Origin of the sequence: Streptomyces caelestis (genome assembly GCF_014205255.1) — a bacterium.
Taxonomy (GTDB): domain Bacteria; phylum Actinomycetota; class Actinomycetes; order Streptomycetales; family Streptomycetaceae; genus Streptomyces; species Streptomyces caelestis.
Window position 1 is genome coordinate 840,163 of record NZ_JACHNE010000001.1, and the last position, 15,917, is coordinate 856,079.

14 protein-coding genes are annotated in these 15,917 nt (G+C 71.5%); 5 read left to right on the top strand and 9 right to left on the bottom strand.

The window, feature by feature from the left end; all coding sequences use genetic code 11:
* Nucleotides 1-11: 11 nt before the first annotated feature.
* Nucleotides 12-893 carry an SIS domain-containing protein gene (locus tag HDA41_RS03765; RefSeq protein ID WP_184980647.1) on the bottom strand — a complete coding sequence of 294 codons (882 nt, stop codon included), beginning with the start codon at nucleotides 891-893 and terminating at the stop codon, nucleotides 12-14.
* 122 nt (nucleotides 894-1,015) lie between these two features.
* Here HDA41_RS03765 and HDA41_RS03770 point away from each other — a divergent pair, with 122 nt between their 5' ends.
* Nucleotides 1,016-1,795, top strand: coding sequence for a DeoR/GlpR family DNA-binding transcription regulator (locus tag HDA41_RS03770; protein ID WP_184980649.1), 780 nt, complete (start codon nucleotides 1,016-1,018; stop codon nucleotides 1,793-1,795).
* 296 nt (nucleotides 1,796-2,091) lie between these two features.
* Here HDA41_RS03770 and HDA41_RS03775 read toward each other — a convergent pair whose 3' ends face one another.
* Together HDA41_RS03775 and HDA41_RS03780 are read right to left on the bottom strand one after the other, a co-directional pair.
* A complete protein-coding gene (locus HDA41_RS03775) occupies nucleotides 2,092-3,327 on the bottom strand; it encodes an IS701 family transposase (protein WP_184979534.1) in 1,236 nt (411 codons plus the stop codon).
* A 114-nt stretch (nucleotides 3,328-3,441) separates the two neighbouring features.
* Complete coding sequence (locus tag HDA41_RS03780) at nucleotides 3,442-5,022, bottom strand: IS1182 family transposase (RefSeq protein WP_184993123.1); 1,581 nt, start codon at nucleotides 5,020-5,022, stop codon at nucleotides 3,442-3,444.
* Nucleotides 5,023-5,132: 110 nt separating this feature from the next.
* On the opposite strand from HDA41_RS03780, the gene HDA41_RS03785 reads away from it, so the two are divergent.
* Nucleotides 5,133-6,968, top strand: coding sequence for a glycoside hydrolase family 15 protein (locus tag HDA41_RS03785; RefSeq protein WP_184980651.1), 1,836 nt, complete (start codon nucleotides 5,133-5,135; stop codon nucleotides 6,966-6,968).
* Nucleotides 6,969-6,971: 3 nt separating this feature from the next.
* Here the strand turns inward: HDA41_RS03785 and HDA41_RS03790 are convergent, their stop codons facing one another.
* Nucleotides 6,972-7,931 (bottom strand): DUF8832 domain-containing protein, encoded by a 960-nt coding sequence (locus HDA41_RS03790; protein ID WP_184980654.1) that lies wholly within the window; start codon nucleotides 7,929-7,931, stop codon nucleotides 6,972-6,974.
* Nucleotides 7,932-8,126: 195 nt separating this feature from the next.
* Here HDA41_RS03790 and HDA41_RS03795 point away from each other — a divergent pair, with 195 nt between their 5' ends.
* Both HDA41_RS03795 and HDA41_RS03800 read left to right on the top strand, forming a co-directional pair.
* On the top strand, nucleotides 8,127-8,339 hold the full coding sequence (locus tag HDA41_RS03795; protein ID WP_184980656.1) for a heavy-metal-associated domain-containing protein: 213 nt from the start codon (nucleotides 8,127-8,129) through the stop codon (nucleotides 8,337-8,339).
* A gap of 3 nt (nucleotides 8,340-8,342) precedes the next feature.
* Complete coding sequence (locus tag HDA41_RS03800) at nucleotides 8,343-10,595, top strand: heavy metal translocating P-type ATPase (protein WP_184980658.1); 2,253 nt, start codon at nucleotides 8,343-8,345, stop codon at nucleotides 10,593-10,595.
* A gap of 13 nt (nucleotides 10,596-10,608) precedes the next feature.
* Here the strand turns inward: HDA41_RS03800 and HDA41_RS03805 are convergent, their stop codons facing one another.
* Complete coding sequence (locus tag HDA41_RS03805; protein WP_184980660.1) at nucleotides 10,609-11,265, bottom strand: class I SAM-dependent methyltransferase; 657 nt, start codon at nucleotides 11,263-11,265, stop codon at nucleotides 10,609-10,611.
* A 131-nt stretch (nucleotides 11,266-11,396) separates the two neighbouring features.
* Between HDA41_RS03805 and HDA41_RS03810 the strand changes: the two genes are divergently transcribed.
* Nucleotides 11,397-12,098, top strand: a complete 702-nt coding sequence (locus tag HDA41_RS03810; protein WP_184980662.1) for a phosphatase PAP2 family protein — start codon at nucleotides 11,397-11,399, stop codon at nucleotides 12,096-12,098.
* Nucleotides 12,099-12,222: 124 nt separating this feature from the next.
* Here HDA41_RS03810 and HDA41_RS03815 read toward each other — a convergent pair whose 3' ends face one another.
* The 4 genes from HDA41_RS03815 to HDA41_RS03830 are packed head-to-tail and all read right to left on the bottom strand — an operon-like array spanning nucleotide 12,223 to nucleotide 15,897.
* Complete coding sequence (locus HDA41_RS03815; protein WP_184980664.1) at nucleotides 12,223-12,825, bottom strand: hypothetical protein; 603 nt, start codon at nucleotides 12,823-12,825, stop codon at nucleotides 12,223-12,225.
* Nucleotides 12,822-13,682, bottom strand: a complete 861-nt coding sequence (locus tag HDA41_RS03820) for a carbohydrate ABC transporter permease (protein WP_184980666.1) — start codon at nucleotides 13,680-13,682, stop codon at nucleotides 12,822-12,824. The genes HDA41_RS03815 and HDA41_RS03820 overlap by 4 nt, the downstream gene beginning before the upstream one ends.
* A complete protein-coding gene (locus tag HDA41_RS03825; protein ID WP_184980668.1) occupies nucleotides 13,679-14,617 on the bottom strand; it encodes a carbohydrate ABC transporter permease in 939 nt (312 codons plus the stop codon). Before HDA41_RS03825 ends, HDA41_RS03820 begins: the two co-directional genes overlap by 4 nt.
* On the bottom strand, nucleotides 14,614-15,897 hold the full coding sequence (locus HDA41_RS03830) for an ABC transporter substrate-binding protein (protein ID WP_184980670.1): 1,284 nt from the start codon (nucleotides 15,895-15,897) through the stop codon (nucleotides 14,614-14,616). The genes HDA41_RS03825 and HDA41_RS03830 overlap by 4 nt, the downstream gene beginning before the upstream one ends.
* Between the last annotated feature and the right edge of the window lie 20 nt (nucleotides 15,898-15,917).

A 15,917-nucleotide genomic window follows, 5' to 3' on the forward strand; every position in this document is an offset into this window, starting at 1 on the left:
TGCCTCCGAGGTCAGTGGGCGAGGATCACCGAGCGGGTGAGGTGGCGCGGCTGGTCCGGGTCGAGGCCGCGTGCTGTGGCGACGGCGACCGCGAGGCGCTGGGCACGGACGAGTTCGGCGAGCGGGTCCAGAGCTCCGGCGATCCACAACGCGCCCGTGTCGCGCACCTGTTCGGCAAGTCCGTCCGGCGCGTCCCCGAACATCCAGGTCGCGGTGCCGCTCGTGGTGACGCTGATGGGCCCGTGCCGGTACTCCATCGCCGGGTAGGCCTCCGCCCAGGACAGCGACGCCTCGCGCATCTTCAGCCCGGCCTCGTGGGCCAGGCCGACGGTCCAGCCGCGTCCCAGGAAGGTGAACTCGGCACAGTCCACCAGGCCTTCGGGCAGTGGTTCCGCCAGGGCCGTGTGCGCGTCGGTGACGGCGGTGCCGGGGTGGAGCCCCAGGTGGGCGCGGAGCAGGGTGAGGGCCGTGGTGGCGAAGCGGGTCTGTACGACGGAGCGTTCGTCCGCGAAGTCGAGGACCGCGAGGTCGTCGGCGGCCGTCCTCACGGGCGTGTCCGGGCCGGCGGTGATCGCGGTGGTGCGGGTACGGCCCTTCAGTCTGCCGAGCAGGTCGAGGACCTCGGTCGTGGTGCCGGAGCGGGTGAGGGCGACGACCCGGTCGTAGGCGCGGCCGTACGGGAACTCCGAGGCGGCGAACGCGTCGGTCTCGCCCTGGCCGCCGCCCTCGCGCAGGGCCGCGGCGGCCTGCGCCATGAAGTACGAGGTGCCGCACCCGACGATCGCGACCCGCTCCCCCGGCGCCGGCAGCACCTCCGCGTACCCGGCCGCCTGTGACGCGGCACGGGCCCAGCACTCGGGCTGGCTGCTCAGCTCGTCCTCGACATGCGTCATGCCGCACCCTCCGTTCTGATTGTTCCTGCAAGATATCGCCAGCTTTCGAGCATCTTCAAGCATTCGGGCGGATCGTGTGCGTTAGGGTCGCGCCGGAGATCGAAGAAGAGGTGGAGGTGCGGATGTCGCGCGACGCCCGCTGGAAGGCGCTGCTGGAACTGCTCGTGGAGCGCGGCCGGCTGGATGTCGAGGAGGCGGCCGGGGAGCTCGGGGTGTCGGCGGCGACGATCCGCCGCGACTTCGACCGGCTCGCCGAGCAGCAGATGCTGGTGCGCACGCGGGGTGGCGCCGTCGTGCACGGCGTGTCGTACGAACTGCCGCTGCGCTACAAGACGGCCCGGCGCGCTTCCGAGAAGCAGCGCATCGCGAAGGCGGTGGCGGAGCTGGTCGCGCCGGGTGAGGCGGTCGGGCTGACCGGCGGGACGACCACCACCGAGGTGGCGCGGGCCCTGGCCGTGCGCGGGGACCTGACGTCCGGCTCGCCCGCGCTGACCGTCGTGACGAACGCGCTGAACATCGCCAACGAGCTCGCCGTGCGGCCGCAGTTCAAGATCGTGCTGACCGGCGGGGTGGCGCGGGCCCAGTCGTACGAACTGGTCGGGCCACTCGCGGACGCGGTGCTCGGGCAGATCACCGTGGACGTGGCCGTGCTCGGCGTCGTCGCCTTCGACGTCACGCACGGGGCCGCGGCGCACGACGAGGCGGAGGCCGCTGTCAACCGGCTGCTGTGCGAACGGGCGGAGCGCGTGGTCGTGGCCGCCGACTCCAGCAAGCTGGGACAGCGGGCCTTCGCCCGGATCTGCGCTGCCGAGGCGGTGGACACGCTGGTCACGGACACGGCGGCCGACGCCGAGACGGTGCGGCGGTTCGAGGAGGCCGGGGTGCGGGTCGTCACGGTGTGATCCTCCTTCCCCGCCCTGACGTCCTGGGGCGTGTCCGTAAAGTCCCGTCGTCCGCCCGGAGGGCGGGTCCTGCGGCGTCCGGTGCGTGCTCTGGGGGTGCCCCTGCTCGAAGAGCTTGGGGGTGCCGGGCGTCGCAGGGCAGGCGGGACTTTGCGGACACGCCCTAGTAGTGCTTCGTTAGGTTCTGGGCTGTCTGCGGCGGCTGCGCGGGGTGGGTAGGGGGCGTCCGCAGGTGGTGCATTCACCGGCCCAGCACCTCAGCAGGTCCTGGAGGAGGTCGAGGACCTGGTAGAGGGTCAGGCCGGTGTGCGGACTTTTGGGTCGAGCCGCCGGAGGGTGAGGAATGCCTGGGCGGCGGTGACGAGGGTGACGTGGTGGTGCCAGCCGCGCCAGGTGCGGCCCTCGAAGTGGTCCAGTCCCAGGCCGTGCTTGAGTTCGCGGTAGTCGTGCTCGATCCGCCAGCGCATCTTCGCCCACCGCACCATGTCGGCGACCGGGGTGGTGGCGGGCAGGTTCGATATCCAGTAGCCGGTCGGAGTGCCCTGGCCGTCCGGCCATTCGACCAGGAGCGTCTGGGTGGGCAGGACGCCGTCCCACCGGTTGCGGCCGCCGCCCGCCTCCTGAGCTGCGGCCAGGGCCTGCTTGCCCGCAGGCCGCACGGACAGGACCGCGAACCGTGAGGTCATCGCGCCCTTTCTGCCCTGGCGCCATGTCACCTCGGTGAACCGGCCGGCACCGGCCTCGGCTGCGAGGACCGAGACGGCCCGCGGTGCAGTGCGATACCGGGGCAGCGTCGGCGGCCCGAGCCCGCCGTAAGCGGGCTGGTGCGGCTCGGCATTCTCCGGGTGGGCGACTTCCTTCCCGGTCAGCGCCAGCACATAGGACAGCCCGCGCTGTTGAAGACCGAGCCGGAACGGGGTGCTGACGCCGTAGCCGGCATCGGCGACCACGACCGGCGCCTTCAGCTGCCACTCGCCGAGCGTGTCGAGCAGGCCGAGCGCCAGGCGCCACTTCTCCTGGTGCACCACCTCGTCGGGCACTCCTGCCCTGCGGCACCGCTCCGGCGTATCCGTCCACTCGCGCGGCAGATACAACTGCCAGTCCAGCGGGCAGGACGCGGTGTCGGTGGCGGCATGGACACTGACCGCGACCTGGCAGTTCGCTCGTTTCCCGACCGCCCCGCAGTACTGCCGGGCCACCCCCACCGACGCGGTGCCGCACTTGGGAAACGACACGTCGTCCACCACCCACACCTCGGGCGTGATCACCTCGGACAGCCGCTCGGCGATCCGCCGCCGCACCGGCAGCGGATCCCACGGCGACTGGTTCACGAACTGCTGCAGGGCCTGCATGTTCCCGTCCGGCAGCCGCTCGGCCATCGGCTGGATCGATTTCCGCCGGCCGTCCAGCATCAGACCACGCAGATAACACGCACCCCATCGCCGCTGATCCCGCCGCGGCAGCGAGGCGAACGCATCGGCAACGAACTCCGCTAACTCACCCCGGAGCCGTTCCACCTCCCCCAACCTCATACCAGAACGATGCCCACCACCAGGGAAGATCACACAACGTAACGAAGCACTACTAGAAGGCTGATGAAGATCTTGGTGAGGGCTGTCCGGCCGTCGGGCCGGACAGCCCTCCGGTCATGTACCGGCCGGTGCGATGTGCCAGGTGCCACTGGTGTGGGTGAGTCCGAGGTTGATCAGTCGGCGGAGGTTGAGTGCGGCGGCTCGGGTGTGGAGCCAGGTGTCGTTCTTGATGGTGCCGCGGTAGCGCAGGCGCCGGTTGCCGTGGTGGACGAGCCAGGCGACGGCGCGTTCGACCGGGGGCCGCCAGCGGCGGTAGTCGGCCTGCCAGCCGGGGTCGGTTGCGGCCTGGTGGCGGGCTGCTGTCTGGATGTTGTGATGGGGCCGGATGGTCAGGATGCGTCCGGCCCTGGCTTTGGTGCACTGCTCGCGCAGGTGGCATCCGGTGCATAAGCTCCCGAAAATGGCTTTGCGTTGGTGGTGCTGCCCGCCGGGGCCGGACAGGGCCACGGTGTGTCCGGCCGGGCAGGTCACGACAGCGGCTGTGGTGTCGATGGCGAAGTCGTCGAGGGTGAAGCCGCCGGGGACGGCAGGCCGCAGCGGGGCGGGCTTGATGAACAGCCGGTGCCCGGCCTCGTGGAGGGCCTGGCGGACATCACCACTGGAGTAGGCGGTGTCGCCGAAGGCATCGAGTGGGGTGTCCTCGTCGGCAAGCAGTTCCAGGCCGACCGCGGCCTCGTGGTGCTCGGGCCCGGCGCCGGGCCGCAGAGCGACGGCGGTGTATAACCCGGTCTCGGGCTCGACGGCCAGGTGGGCCTTGAAGCCGTCCTGCTGGTGAGTGCGGGTCTTGTGGACGTGGCGTGCTTCGGGATCGATGGTGGAGACCATCCGGCCAGGGGCGGTGCCCCGGGTGATGCGCCAGCGGCCGTCGCGGCCGTCGGAGTCCTCGGCGGGCTCGACGTCCTGGCCGGCGACCAGGGCCAGGAGGCCCACCGCGTTGGCCGCCCTTTCGCCGAGTTGCTCATCGGGCAGGTGGCCCAGCAGCCGCAGGGCATCTGTGACCAGCGCGTCGACCAGCTCGGCGCGGGCCTGCTCGTCGTTCCAGGCGATGCGGGGCTTGCCCGGGTCGGTGTAGTCGTGCGCGCTGCACTGGGCAGCGGCGACCGCGTCGGCGCCGGGGACCTCGCGGATCACCGCGCGGACGGCGGCGATGATCTGGGTGACGGTGTCCTGGGTGGCGACCGCGTCGTCCAGCACGGTGGAGTCCAGTGCCCGGCGGTGCTTGCCCTTGAGTACGCCGGTGGCCTTCACGACCTCGCGCACGGCCTCGAAGATCCGGTTGGGACGGGCGGAACGGGCCAGCCGACGGCGGAAGTAGGCCAGCAGCGACGGGTCGAACGCCATGTCGTGAAGGCCCAGCCCGCATCCGGCCTTCCACCGCAGGTCGCACCGCAGTTCCTGGACCGTCTCGAAATCCGACAGCCCGTGCAGGGCCTGCAAGGTGACCGCGGCGGCCAGGATCTGCGGCGGCATGCTCGGCCGTCCGTTCGCCGACGGGTACATGTCCGTGAACATCTCAGCCGGGAACAGCTCGCCACGATGCTCGGCCAGGAACGCGAACACACTCCCCTGCGGGATCACTTCCCGGCACGTCTCCCACACGTCCGGCCCGACCATCTCGCCGACCCACTCACCCATCGCCACATGACGAGTCTGGCCCTGCCGCTGACGCGGCAGGACCAAAACCCAAGATCTTCATCAGCCTTCTAGGCTGGGGCTGAGGCACGTACCGGGCCAGGGAGGCGGTCATGGGCGGACCAGCGGAGGATCACGACGTGCCGGGCGGCCGGCGGTATCTGCCGATCGCCGAGCACGGGCTGATCGGCGATCTGCGCAGTGTGGCCCTGGTGGGGACCGGCGGCACGATCGACTGGTACTGCTGCCCGGCCTTCGACGCGCCGAGTGTGTTCGCCTCCATCCTGGACGCGGAGCGCGGTGGCTGCTTCGAGCTGGCGGCGGCGGTGCCGGCGCGGACCAAGCAGTTCTACTTCCCCGACACCAACGTCCTGATCACCCGGTTCTTCACCGAGGACGGCGTCGGTGAGGTGCAGGATTTCATGCCGGTCGACGGCGAGTCGGCCGAGACCGAGCGGCACCGGCTGATCCGCCGGGTGGTGTGCGTACGCGGCTCGATCCCGTTCCGTACCCGCGTCGCTCCCCGGTTCGACTACGGCACCCGGCCACACACCGTCCGGATGGCCGGTGAGACGGCGATCTTCGAGGCCGAGGGGCTGGCGCTCGGACTGACCGCGACCGTGCCGCTGGAGACCGACGGGCCGGACGTACGCGGGGACTTCAAGCTCTCCGAGGGCGAGTCGGCGGTGTTCGCACTGGACAAGGTGGGCGGCGATGTCCTGCCGCGCCGGTGTGCGCGCACGGAGGCGGAGGAGCAGTTCGCGGCGACGGTGGCGTACTGGCGGCGCTGGCTGTCCGCCTCCAAGTACCGGGGCCGCTGGCGGGAGATGGTGCACCGCTCGGCGCTGACGCTGAAGCTGCTCACCTACGCGCCGACGGGGGCGATCGTGGCCGCGCCGACCACGAGTCTGCCGGAGCGGCTCGGCGGCGAACGCAACTGGGACTACCGATACGTGTGGGTGCGCGACGCGGCCTTCTGCGTCTACGCCCTGCTGAGGCTGGGGTTCACCGGCGAGGCCGAGGCGTTCATGGACTTCGTGACCCGGCACATCAGCCCGGGCGACGGCAAGCCCTCCGGCCCCTTGCAGATCATGTACGGCATCGACGGGCGTACCGAGCTGCCCGAGACGACCCTCCACCATCTGGAGGGCCATCAGGGTTCCGCGCCGGTACGGGTCGGCAACGCGGCGGCCGACCAGCTCCAGCTCGACATCTACGGCGCGCTGATCGACTCCATCTACCTCTACGACAAGTGGGCCAAGCCGATCTCCAGCGACCAGTGGGACGACGTGTCCGCGCTGGTGGACTGGGTGTGCGAGAACTGGGACCAGCCCGACGAGGGGATCTGGGAGACCCGGGGCGGCCGGAAGAACTTCCTGTACTCGCGGCTGATGTGCTGGGTGGCGATCGAGCGGGCCATCCGCATGGCCAACCGGCGCGGCCTGCCCGCCGACCTGCCGCGCTGGCGGGAGCACCGCGACACCATCTACCGGCGGATCATGAGCCGGGGCTGGTCAAAGGCGCGCCGGGCCTTCGTCCAGCACGAGGACGGCGACGTGCTGGACGCGGCCGTGCTGATGATGCCGCTGACGAAGTTCATCGCCCCGACCGATCCGAAGTGGCTGTCGACGCTGGACGCGCTCACCGAGGAGCTGGTCTCCGACTCGCTGGTCTACCGCTACGACCCGCAGGCCAGCCCCGACGGGCTGCGCGGCGACGAGGGCACGTTCTCCATCTGCTCGTTCTGGTACGTCGAGGCCATGGTGCACGCCGGCCGGATCGACGAGGCGCGCCTCGCCTTCGAGAAGATGCTGACGTACGCCAACCATCTCGGCCTGTACGCCGAGGAGATCAGCCACACCGGGGAGCAGCAGGGCAACTTCCCGCAGGCGTTCACGCATCTCGCGCTGATCAGCGCGGCCTTCAACCTGGACCGGGCGCTCGGCTGACGCTCAGTGCCCGTGGCCGTCCTCCGCATGCCCCTCGGGGGTACCGGAACCGGCTGCCGCTCCCCCGGCCCTGACGGTGAACGCCGCCGTGTGGACCTTTCCGTCGTGCTTGAAGTCGAGGAACAGGCGGTAGGAACCGGCGCTGGGGGCCGTGGCCGTGAAGGAGATGTCCGGGCCGGGCCTGGTCTTTCCGTCGCCGGGTTCGCCGTTCGGGTGGACGTGGAGGTAGGCGAGGTCGCCGGAGCGCAGGGCGACCAGGTGGCCGTAGGCGCCGAGGTAGGGCTGGAGGTTCGTGACGGGCTCGCCGGCGCGGGAGACCTTCAGCTTCAGTTCGCTCGCCTTGCCCGGCCGCAGGGCGCCGGACAGCTTCACCTCGTACCCGTTGGTCGTGGCCGTGGTGCTCGGTGCGGGCAGTTCCGCCGGCTGGTACGGGCCGGAGGCGGCGAGGTCCGCGCCGAGGGTGAGGTTCCGGGCGTCCTTCTTCGCCGGGGTGAAGTCGGCGAAGACGCGGTAGCCGCCCGCGCGGGGCAGGTCGACGGGGGTGCTCCAGGTGCCGTCGGCGGCGCGGGTGGGGTGCAGGTGGCGGTAGGTGACCAGGTCGCGTGAGGCCACGATGAGGTGGAGTTCCTTCTCGTGTTCGCGCTGGTAGGCGGTGACGGCGCGGCCGCCGCCGTCCCTGACCGTGAAGCGCAGGTCGGACCGCTGCCCGGCGGTGACGCTCGGCGTCTGGAGGTCGAGGGTGTAGCCGTCCTCGGAGATCTGGAGCCCGCCGGCCGGGGGCGTGTCGTGCCCGGTGTGGCCGCCGGCCTCCTCGGGCCGGGGTGAGGGCCGGGTGTGCTCTTCCTTGTGTTTCGGCGGGCTGTCGGCGACGACGGGGTCGATGGCCTCGCCGACGCCGTAGGCCGTGCCGAAGGTCGCAGCCAGGACGGCGGCGAAGGCCGTGATCTTCAGTCCGGTGTTCATGGCCGACATCTCCTTCAGAACCGGGCCGCCCGCTCTTATGCGGGGCCTCCATGCAGCTCACCATACCCCTAGGGGGTACCAAGTCAAGTGATGTTCGCGCTTGCATCTTATACCCCTTGGGGGTATACAGAAACGCAGCGAGGGAATACCCCCGCCCCGTATTCGAGAATCGCGACCGTACCCAGGAGGCACGCCATGCCCGCCATCACCTACGCCGTCTCCGGAATGTCCTGCGGCCACTGCAGGGCCACGCTGACCAAGGCCATCGGCGAGCTGGACGGCGTCAGCGGCGTCGAGGTCGACCTCGACGCCGGGCACGTCACCGTCACCAGCGCGGGCGAGCCCGACGACGCCCTGATCGCGGAGACCGTCGACGAGGCCGGCTACGAGCTGACCGGGCGGGTGTGAGCCATGGCCACCGGCACGACCGATACCGGCGCGGAAGTGGAACTCGCCATCGGCGGCATGACCTGCGCCTCCTGCGCGGCGCGCATCGAGAAGAAGCTCAACCGCATGGACGGGGTCATCGCCACCGTCAACTACGCGACCGAGAAGGCGAAGGTCGGCTACAGCGGTGACGTCTCCGTCGGCGACCTGATCGCCACCGTCGAGGCGACCGGGTACACCGCGCAGGAGCCCGCGCCTCCCGCCGGGCAGCAGGAGCAGGCCGAGGAGCCCGACGAACTCCGGCCGCTGCGGCAGCGGTTGGTGACGGCCGTGGTGCTGGCGGTTCCCGTCGTGGCCATGGCCATGGTCCCGGCCTTGCAGTTCGAGTACTGGCAGTGGCTGTCGCTCACCCTGGCCGCGCCCGTGGTGACCTACGCGGCATGGCCCTTCCACAAGGCGGCGTTCACCAACGCGCGGCATGGCGCCGCCACGATGGACACACTGATCTCGGTGGGCACCTCGGCCGCGTTTTTGTGGTCGCTGTGGGCGCTGTTCCTCGGCACCGCGGGCACGCCGGGCATGACGCACCCCTTCGAGCTGACCATCGAGCGCACGGACGGCGCCGGGAACATCTACCTGGAGGCCGCCGCGGGCGTGACCGCCTTCATCCTGGCCGGGCGGTACTTCGAGGCCCGTGCGAAGCGCAAGGCGGGCGCGGCGCTGCGGGCGCTGCTGGAGCTGGGCGCGAAGGACGTCACCGTGCTGCGCGCCGACGGCCGTGAACAGACCGTCCCGGTCGCGCAGTTGCAGGTCGGTGACCGTTTCCTGGTCCGGCCCGGCGAGAAGATCGCGACGGACGGGACGGTGGTCGAGGGCTCCTCCGCCGTGGACGCCTCGATGCTCACCGGCGAGTCCGTGCCGGTGGAGGTGGACTCGGGCGACCCGGTCACCGGTGCCACGATCAATGTCGGCGGACGGCTGGTGGTGCGCGCCACGCGCGTCGGCGCCGACACCCAGCTGGCCCGGATGGCCCGGCTCGTGGAGGACGCGCAGAACGGCAAGGCCGCCGCGCAGCGGCTCGCGGACCGGATCTCCGCGGTGTTCGTGCCGGTGGTGATCGCTCTCGCGCTGGGCACGCTGGGCTTCTGGCTCGGCAACGGCGTCGGACTGACGGCCGCGTTCACCGCCGCGGTGGCCGTCCTCGTCATCGCCTGCCCGTGTGCCCTGGGTCTGGCCACGCCGACCGCGCTGATGGTCGGCACCGGGCGGGGCGCGCAGCTCGGCATCCTCATCAAGGGCCCGGAGGTGCTGGAGTCCACGCGCCGGGTCGACACCGTCGTCCTCGACAAGACGGGCACCGTCACCACCGGCCGGATGACCCTGCTGGCCGTGCACACGGCCGACGGCACCGACGAGACCGAGGTGCTGCGGCTGGCGGGGGCGCTGGAGCACTCCTCCGAGCACCCGATCGCCCGTGCTGTCGCCGACGGGGCGCTGGAGAAGCTGGGGGCGCTGCCCACGCCGGAGGACTTCGCCAACGTGCCCGGGCTCGGCGTCCAGGGCGTCGTCGAGGGTCACGCCGTGCTCGTCGGGCGGGAAAGGCTGCTGGCCGACTGGGCGATGGAGCTGCCGGAGGGGCTGGCCCGGGCCCGGGCCGCGGCCGAGGACGCCGGGCGCACCGCCATCGCGGTCGCCTGGGACGGTGCGGCGCGCGCGGTGCTGGAGGTCGCCGACGCGGTGAAGGAGACCAGCCCCGAGGCGATCCGGCGGCTGCGCGCCCTCGGACTGACCCCGATCCTGCTGACCGGGGACAACGAGGCGGTGGCCCGGTCCGTCGCCCGCGAGGTCGGCATCGCGCCGGAGCACGTCGTCGCCGAGGTGCTCCCGCAGGACAAGGTCGAGGTCGTCAAGCGGCTCCAGGCCGAGGGCCGTTCGGTCGCCATGGTCGGCGACGGCGTCAACGACGCGGCGGCGCTCGCTCAGGCCGATCTCGGTCTGGCCATGGGCACCGGCACGGACGCCGCGATCGAGGCCGGTGACCTGACCCTCGTACGGGGCGATCTGCGGGCCGCGGCGGACGCCATCCGGCTCGCCCGCCGCACCCTCGGCACCATCCGCTCGAACCTGTTCTGGGCCTTCGCCTACAACGTGGCGGCCCTGCCGCTGGCCGCGGCCGGTCTGCTCACGCCGATGATCGCCGGGGCGGCCATGGCCTTCTCCTCGGTCTTCGTCGTCGGCAACTCCCTGCGGTTGCGCACGTTCCGCGCCGCCGGCTGAACCACCGGGCTCGTCAGCGGTGGCGCCACACCAGCGTGTAGCGCCAGAACAGGCGGCGGCGCAGGCGGGCGCCGGGCAGGACGGCCCGGGCCTCGCGGACGATCTCCGGGAAGGTCATGTCCGCCGGGCTCGTGCGGGCCGTCATCGAGACGGGGCGAGGCGCCGGGCGGCCCCGGTTCTCGAGCAGGGCCATGACGATGTTGAGCGGGACGGACGCGACCGAGAGCAGGTGGTCGGCGGGCGTCCGCTCCCGGGCGACACCGACGATGACCAGGGTGCCGCCGGGGGCCAGACGGTCGCGGAAGGCTTCGAGGGCCCGGGAGAACGGCAGGTGGTGGAGCACGGCGACGCAGGTGATGACGTCGTACGGACCGTCGGGAAGCCCGGCCGGCGCGTCGGCCACCGTGTACGTCACCGGGAGCGCCGTGGAGGTCAGCTCCCGCGCCCGGGCCGTGATCGCCGGGTCGGCGTCGACCCCGTGCACCCGCTGGGCGCGGCCGGCCAGCAGCCGGGCGAGATCGCCGCTGCCGCACCCCACGTCCAGGGCGCTTTCGACACGCCTGGGGAACTGCCGCAGGATCCAGCGGTGGAAGTGGGCGTTGTGGTCCCAGGGACGGGCGGCGTGGAAACGGTCGAGTGCGCGCAGGACCCGGCGGGGCAGGGACGTCATGCCCTCAGTTCAGCAGACGGGTTCAGCCGCCCGACATGGGCACCCGGGAGGTACCGGCTCGCGGGGGCGCCGAGCGTGCGCCCGGCGTGAGCCGGTACCTTGCTGGGGAAGGCCACTGCGGGGAGAAGCACATGACCGATCCGACGATCACAGACGCGGACGCCCCCCGTCCGCTCCCGAGCGGCGGGATGCCCGCGCGCGGAGGCGGCCGGCTCCTGTCCGCCGTATTCGGCGATCTCAGGGCCGTGGACGGCGCCCTGTACGCGGCGGTGGCCGCCACTCCCACGCCCACGCTCGACCGGACGCTGCGCCATCTGTCACACGCGGCCGACCACTCCAAGATCTCGTTCGCCATCGCCGCGGCCCTGGCACTGGGCGGGAAGCGTCCGCGCAAGGCCGCGTTCGCCGGTGTCGGGGCGATCGCCGTGGCCTCGGCCTCCGCCAACCTGCTCGGCAAGCGCCTGGTGCGCCGGGCCCGGCCGGACCGGGAGGCTGCCCGGGTGACGGTGGACCGGCACGTCCCGATGCCGACGTCGGCATCGTTCCCGTCCGGGCACACGGCGTCGGCGGTCGCCTTCGCCACCGCCGTCGGTGTGGTCCTGCCTCCCGCCGCGGTGCCGCTCGGGGCGCTGGCGAGCGCCGTCGGGTACTCCCGTATCCACACGGGCGTGCACTATCCGGGTGACGTGGCCGCGGGCGCGGTCCTCGGCATCGCGAGCGCCGCGGCGGCACTGGCGGCGGCAGCGGCCACTCCGTCGGCGCGGACGCAGGCGCTCCTCGCGGCGGCCCGTTCGTGGCCGCGCATCGGCATCGGCGCCTTCGCACGGCGGTGAGGCCGGGGTCGTGCCGGGCGCGAGGCACCGCCCCGCACCCGGCACGACCGTACTGACGAACCGTCAGCCCAAGATCGGCACTCGCGACGGTGCCGGCGACGGTGACGAGGCTCTCGACTCCTGCCTATGGCAGAGCGGCAGCAGCGGACCGACGCACGTCGACCGCGGTGAACGCCAGGGCCAGCGGCCCCGGGGCCAGGAAGGCCAGGGGAAGCAGCATCCAGGCGCACAGTGCGGCCGTCGCCACGGCGAGCAGGATCAACCCGCTGCCGCCCACGTCCGCCGCCGCGTCCCGGGCGGCCCCGCGCAGCGCCGCACGCCAGTCGGTGAGCGACTCGGGGCGTGCGCAGGCCCGCAGGCCGACGACCGCCGCACAGGCGCCGATGGCGGCGGCGGCCACCGCGAACAGCGGCGCCCCGGGCAGCCCGGCCCCGGCCAGCGCCAGGTCGGCCGCGAGCAGCAGCAGACCCGCCAGGGTGACGGCACCCGCCAGCAGGTCACCGGCCCGCAGCCGTTGCCGCAGCAGGAGGAAGTACCGCCCGGCCGTGACGGGTCGGTCGTGGACGGCGCCGCGCAGTACGGCGCACGCCGTCGACAGCGCGGCCGGCGCGGTCACCAGCGGCAGACAGGCCACCGACGTGGCGAGGCCGACGCTCAGCACGTCCGCGAACAGTGTCATGCGCGGCCCGAACACCTCACCGGCCTCACGTGTCCGCATCCCGCTCATCCCTTCACTCCGGAGCTGGCCATGCCCTCCACCAGGAACCGCTGGAAGGCGAGGAAGAACAGCACGATCGGCAGCAGCGCGATCACCGACATGGCGAACATCGGGCCGAACGCGGAGGTGCTGGAGGCGTCCACGAAGGAGCGCAGCGCGAGGGTCAGCGTGAACTTGTCCGGGTCGAACAGGTAGATGAGCTGGGTGAAGAAGTCGTTCCAGGTCCAGATGAAGGTGAAGATGGCGGTGGTGATCAGGGCCGGCCGGGTGAGCGGCAGCACGACCTGGAAGAAGCTGCGGAAGGGTCCGCAGCCGTCGATCCGGGCCGCCTCCTCCAACTCGCGTGGCAGGCCGCGCATGAACTGCACGATAAGGAAGACGAAGAACGCCTCGGTGGCGAGGAACTTCGGCAGGATCAGCGGCCAGTAGGTGTTCACCAGGCCGAGCTGGTTGAAGATGATGTACTGCGGGATCAGCACCGCGTGGTGCGGCAGCATGATCGTGGCGATCATGAAGGCGAACAGCGGCCCGCGCAGCCGGAACCTGAGGCGTGCGAAGGCGTAGGCGGCGAGCGAGCAGCTGATGACGTTGCCGAGGACCGCGCCGCCTGCGATCAGCAGCGAGTTGCCGAGCAGCCGCCAGATGGAGACGTCGTTGACGCCCTCCATGGCGGTGGAGTAGTTCGACCACTCCAGGTGGCTGGGCAGCAGGTCGAGGCTCGCGATGACCTCGTCGGCGGGCTTGAGCGAGGTGGCCAGCAGCCAGGCCAGCGGGTACAGCATGACCAGCAGGGCGGCCAGGCAGCCCAGGTGGACGGCGACCCGCCCCCAGCGGACGGGCTTGTGGGAAACGGCGGTCGAGGTCATCGGTCCCCCTCGGAGGCGTAGAAGACCCAGGAGCGGGAGGTGCGGAACAGCACCGCCGTGACCACACCGATCACGAGGAGCAGCACCCAGGCCATGGCGGAGGCGTAGCCCATGTGGGAGGCGACGAAGCCGCGGTCGTAGAGGTACATGGTGTAGACGAGGGTCGAGTCGGCCGGTCCTCCCTTGCCCGCGCTGACCGCGAAGGCGGGCGTGAACACCTGGAAGGCCTGGATGGTCTGGAGGACCAGGTTGAAGAACAGCACCGGGGACAGCATCGGCACCGTGACGGACACGAACTGCCGCCACTTCCCGGCCCCGTCGACCGCCGCCGCCTCGTACAGCTCGGCCGGTATCTGCTGGAGACCGGCGAGGAAGATGACCATCGGCGCGCCGAACTGCCACACCGTCAGCAGCGCGACGGCGAGCAGCGACCAGCCGGGCTTGTTGACCCAGCCGCCGGTGCCGAGCAGGTTGTCGACCGTGCCGCCGTCGTTGAAGACCGCCCGCCAGACGAGGGCGATGGACATCGACGCGCCGAGCAGCGAGGGGGCGTAGAAGGCGGAGCGGTAGAAGGCCTTGCCGCGCTTCATGCCTTTCAGGGCGAGCGCGACGACCAGGGCGAGGGCCAGTTGCAGGGGCACGGCGATGACGACGTACGTCACCGTCGTCACGACCGAGCGCCAGTAGCGCGGGTCCTCGGTGAACATCTGGACGTAGTTGCGCAGGCCCACCCACTTCGGCGGGTTGAACAGGTCGTAGTCGGTGAACGACAGGTACAGCGACACGGCCATCGGCAGCAGTGTCAGGACGATCGCGCCGAGGACCCACGGCGAGAGGAACACCCAGGCGGCGCCCTCACGTTCGCGCTTGGGGCGTCGCTTCGGGGCGGTGGCGGTGACGCGTTTCGTCTCCGTGGGGATCGCGGTGGTGGTCATGACCTCAGCTCCGCCTTCGCCTCGGTGATGTAGTTCTCGGCCGCCTCGCGGGGCGACATGCGCGCGTAGGACACCTGGTCGTAGTCGCGCTGGAAGGTGCTCTGGAGGGCGTTGTCGCCCGCCGGCGGTGCCTGGGGCGGGTCCTTGAGCTTGCCCTCCAGCGAGGCCTGGAAGTCGGCGATGGTCTTGTCGAAGTCCTTGAGCTGCGGGCCTATCTCGTCGCGGACTTGCTCGTTGACGGGGATGCCGCGGCTCGCGCCGAGGATCTTCGCGGCCTGCCGGTCGTTGACCAGGAAGTCGACAAGCTGTGCCGCCTCCTTCGGATGGGCGGTGTTCGCGGAGACTCCGACGAACATGGACGGCTTGAAGTACTGGCCGGGGGTGCCGTCCTCGCCGGACGGCATGGGGGCGAGGGCGACGCCGCCCTTGACGAGGGCGAGGAAGCCGCTGGCCGGGGCGTCCCAGTTGGCGTCGGTGACGGATGTGCCGCGCCCCAGCGGGGTGTTCTCGACGGAGCCGTCGAGCTGGGTGGTCTGCTCGGCGGGCGAGACGGCGCCCTCGCGGCGCAGCTTGTCGGTGAAGGTCCACCAGCGGGTGAGGTCGTCGGCGGTGAAGCCGAGTCCTCCGTCCTTCGTGTAGAGGGCCTTGCCCTGCCCGCGCAGCCAGACCTCGAAGGCGTCCTCGCTCTGGCCGGGGTCGGTCGCCCCGGGCTTGCCGGTCTTCTTGGCCAAGGCGCGCATGGTGTCGGCCCACTGGCTCCAGGTCCAGCTCTTGCCGGGGAGGGGTACGCCCGACTTCTTCCAGGTCCCGACGTCGTAGGCGACGGTCTCGGTGCCGCGGCCCTGCGGGATCGCGTACTGGACATCGTCCACGCGGCCGGTGGCGAGCAGGCCCTGGTCGATCTCGGAGGTGCGCAGGACGGCTTTCTGCTTCGCCAGGTCGAGCAGGACGCCGCCGGAGGCGTACTGGTCGATCTGGCGGTAGTCCAGCTGCATCACGTCCGGCGCGTCACCGCCGGCGGCCTGGGTGGCGAGCTTCTGTTTGTAGACGTCGTAGCCGGAGAACGACGTCGTCACGTCGACGTCGGGATGCTGTTTCTCGAACAGCGCGACGGCCTGCTCGGTGCGTTCCGCGCGGTCGGGGTTGCCCCACCACGTGTAGCGCAGCACGACCTTGCCGCCGCCGGCCGATTCCCCGGATCCTCCGCAGCCCGCCAGCACGGCACACAGTGCCAGTGCGGCGGCCGACGCGCAGAACCCCTTTGTCCTGTGTCCGGGCATGCCGAGGTCACCTCTCTTCT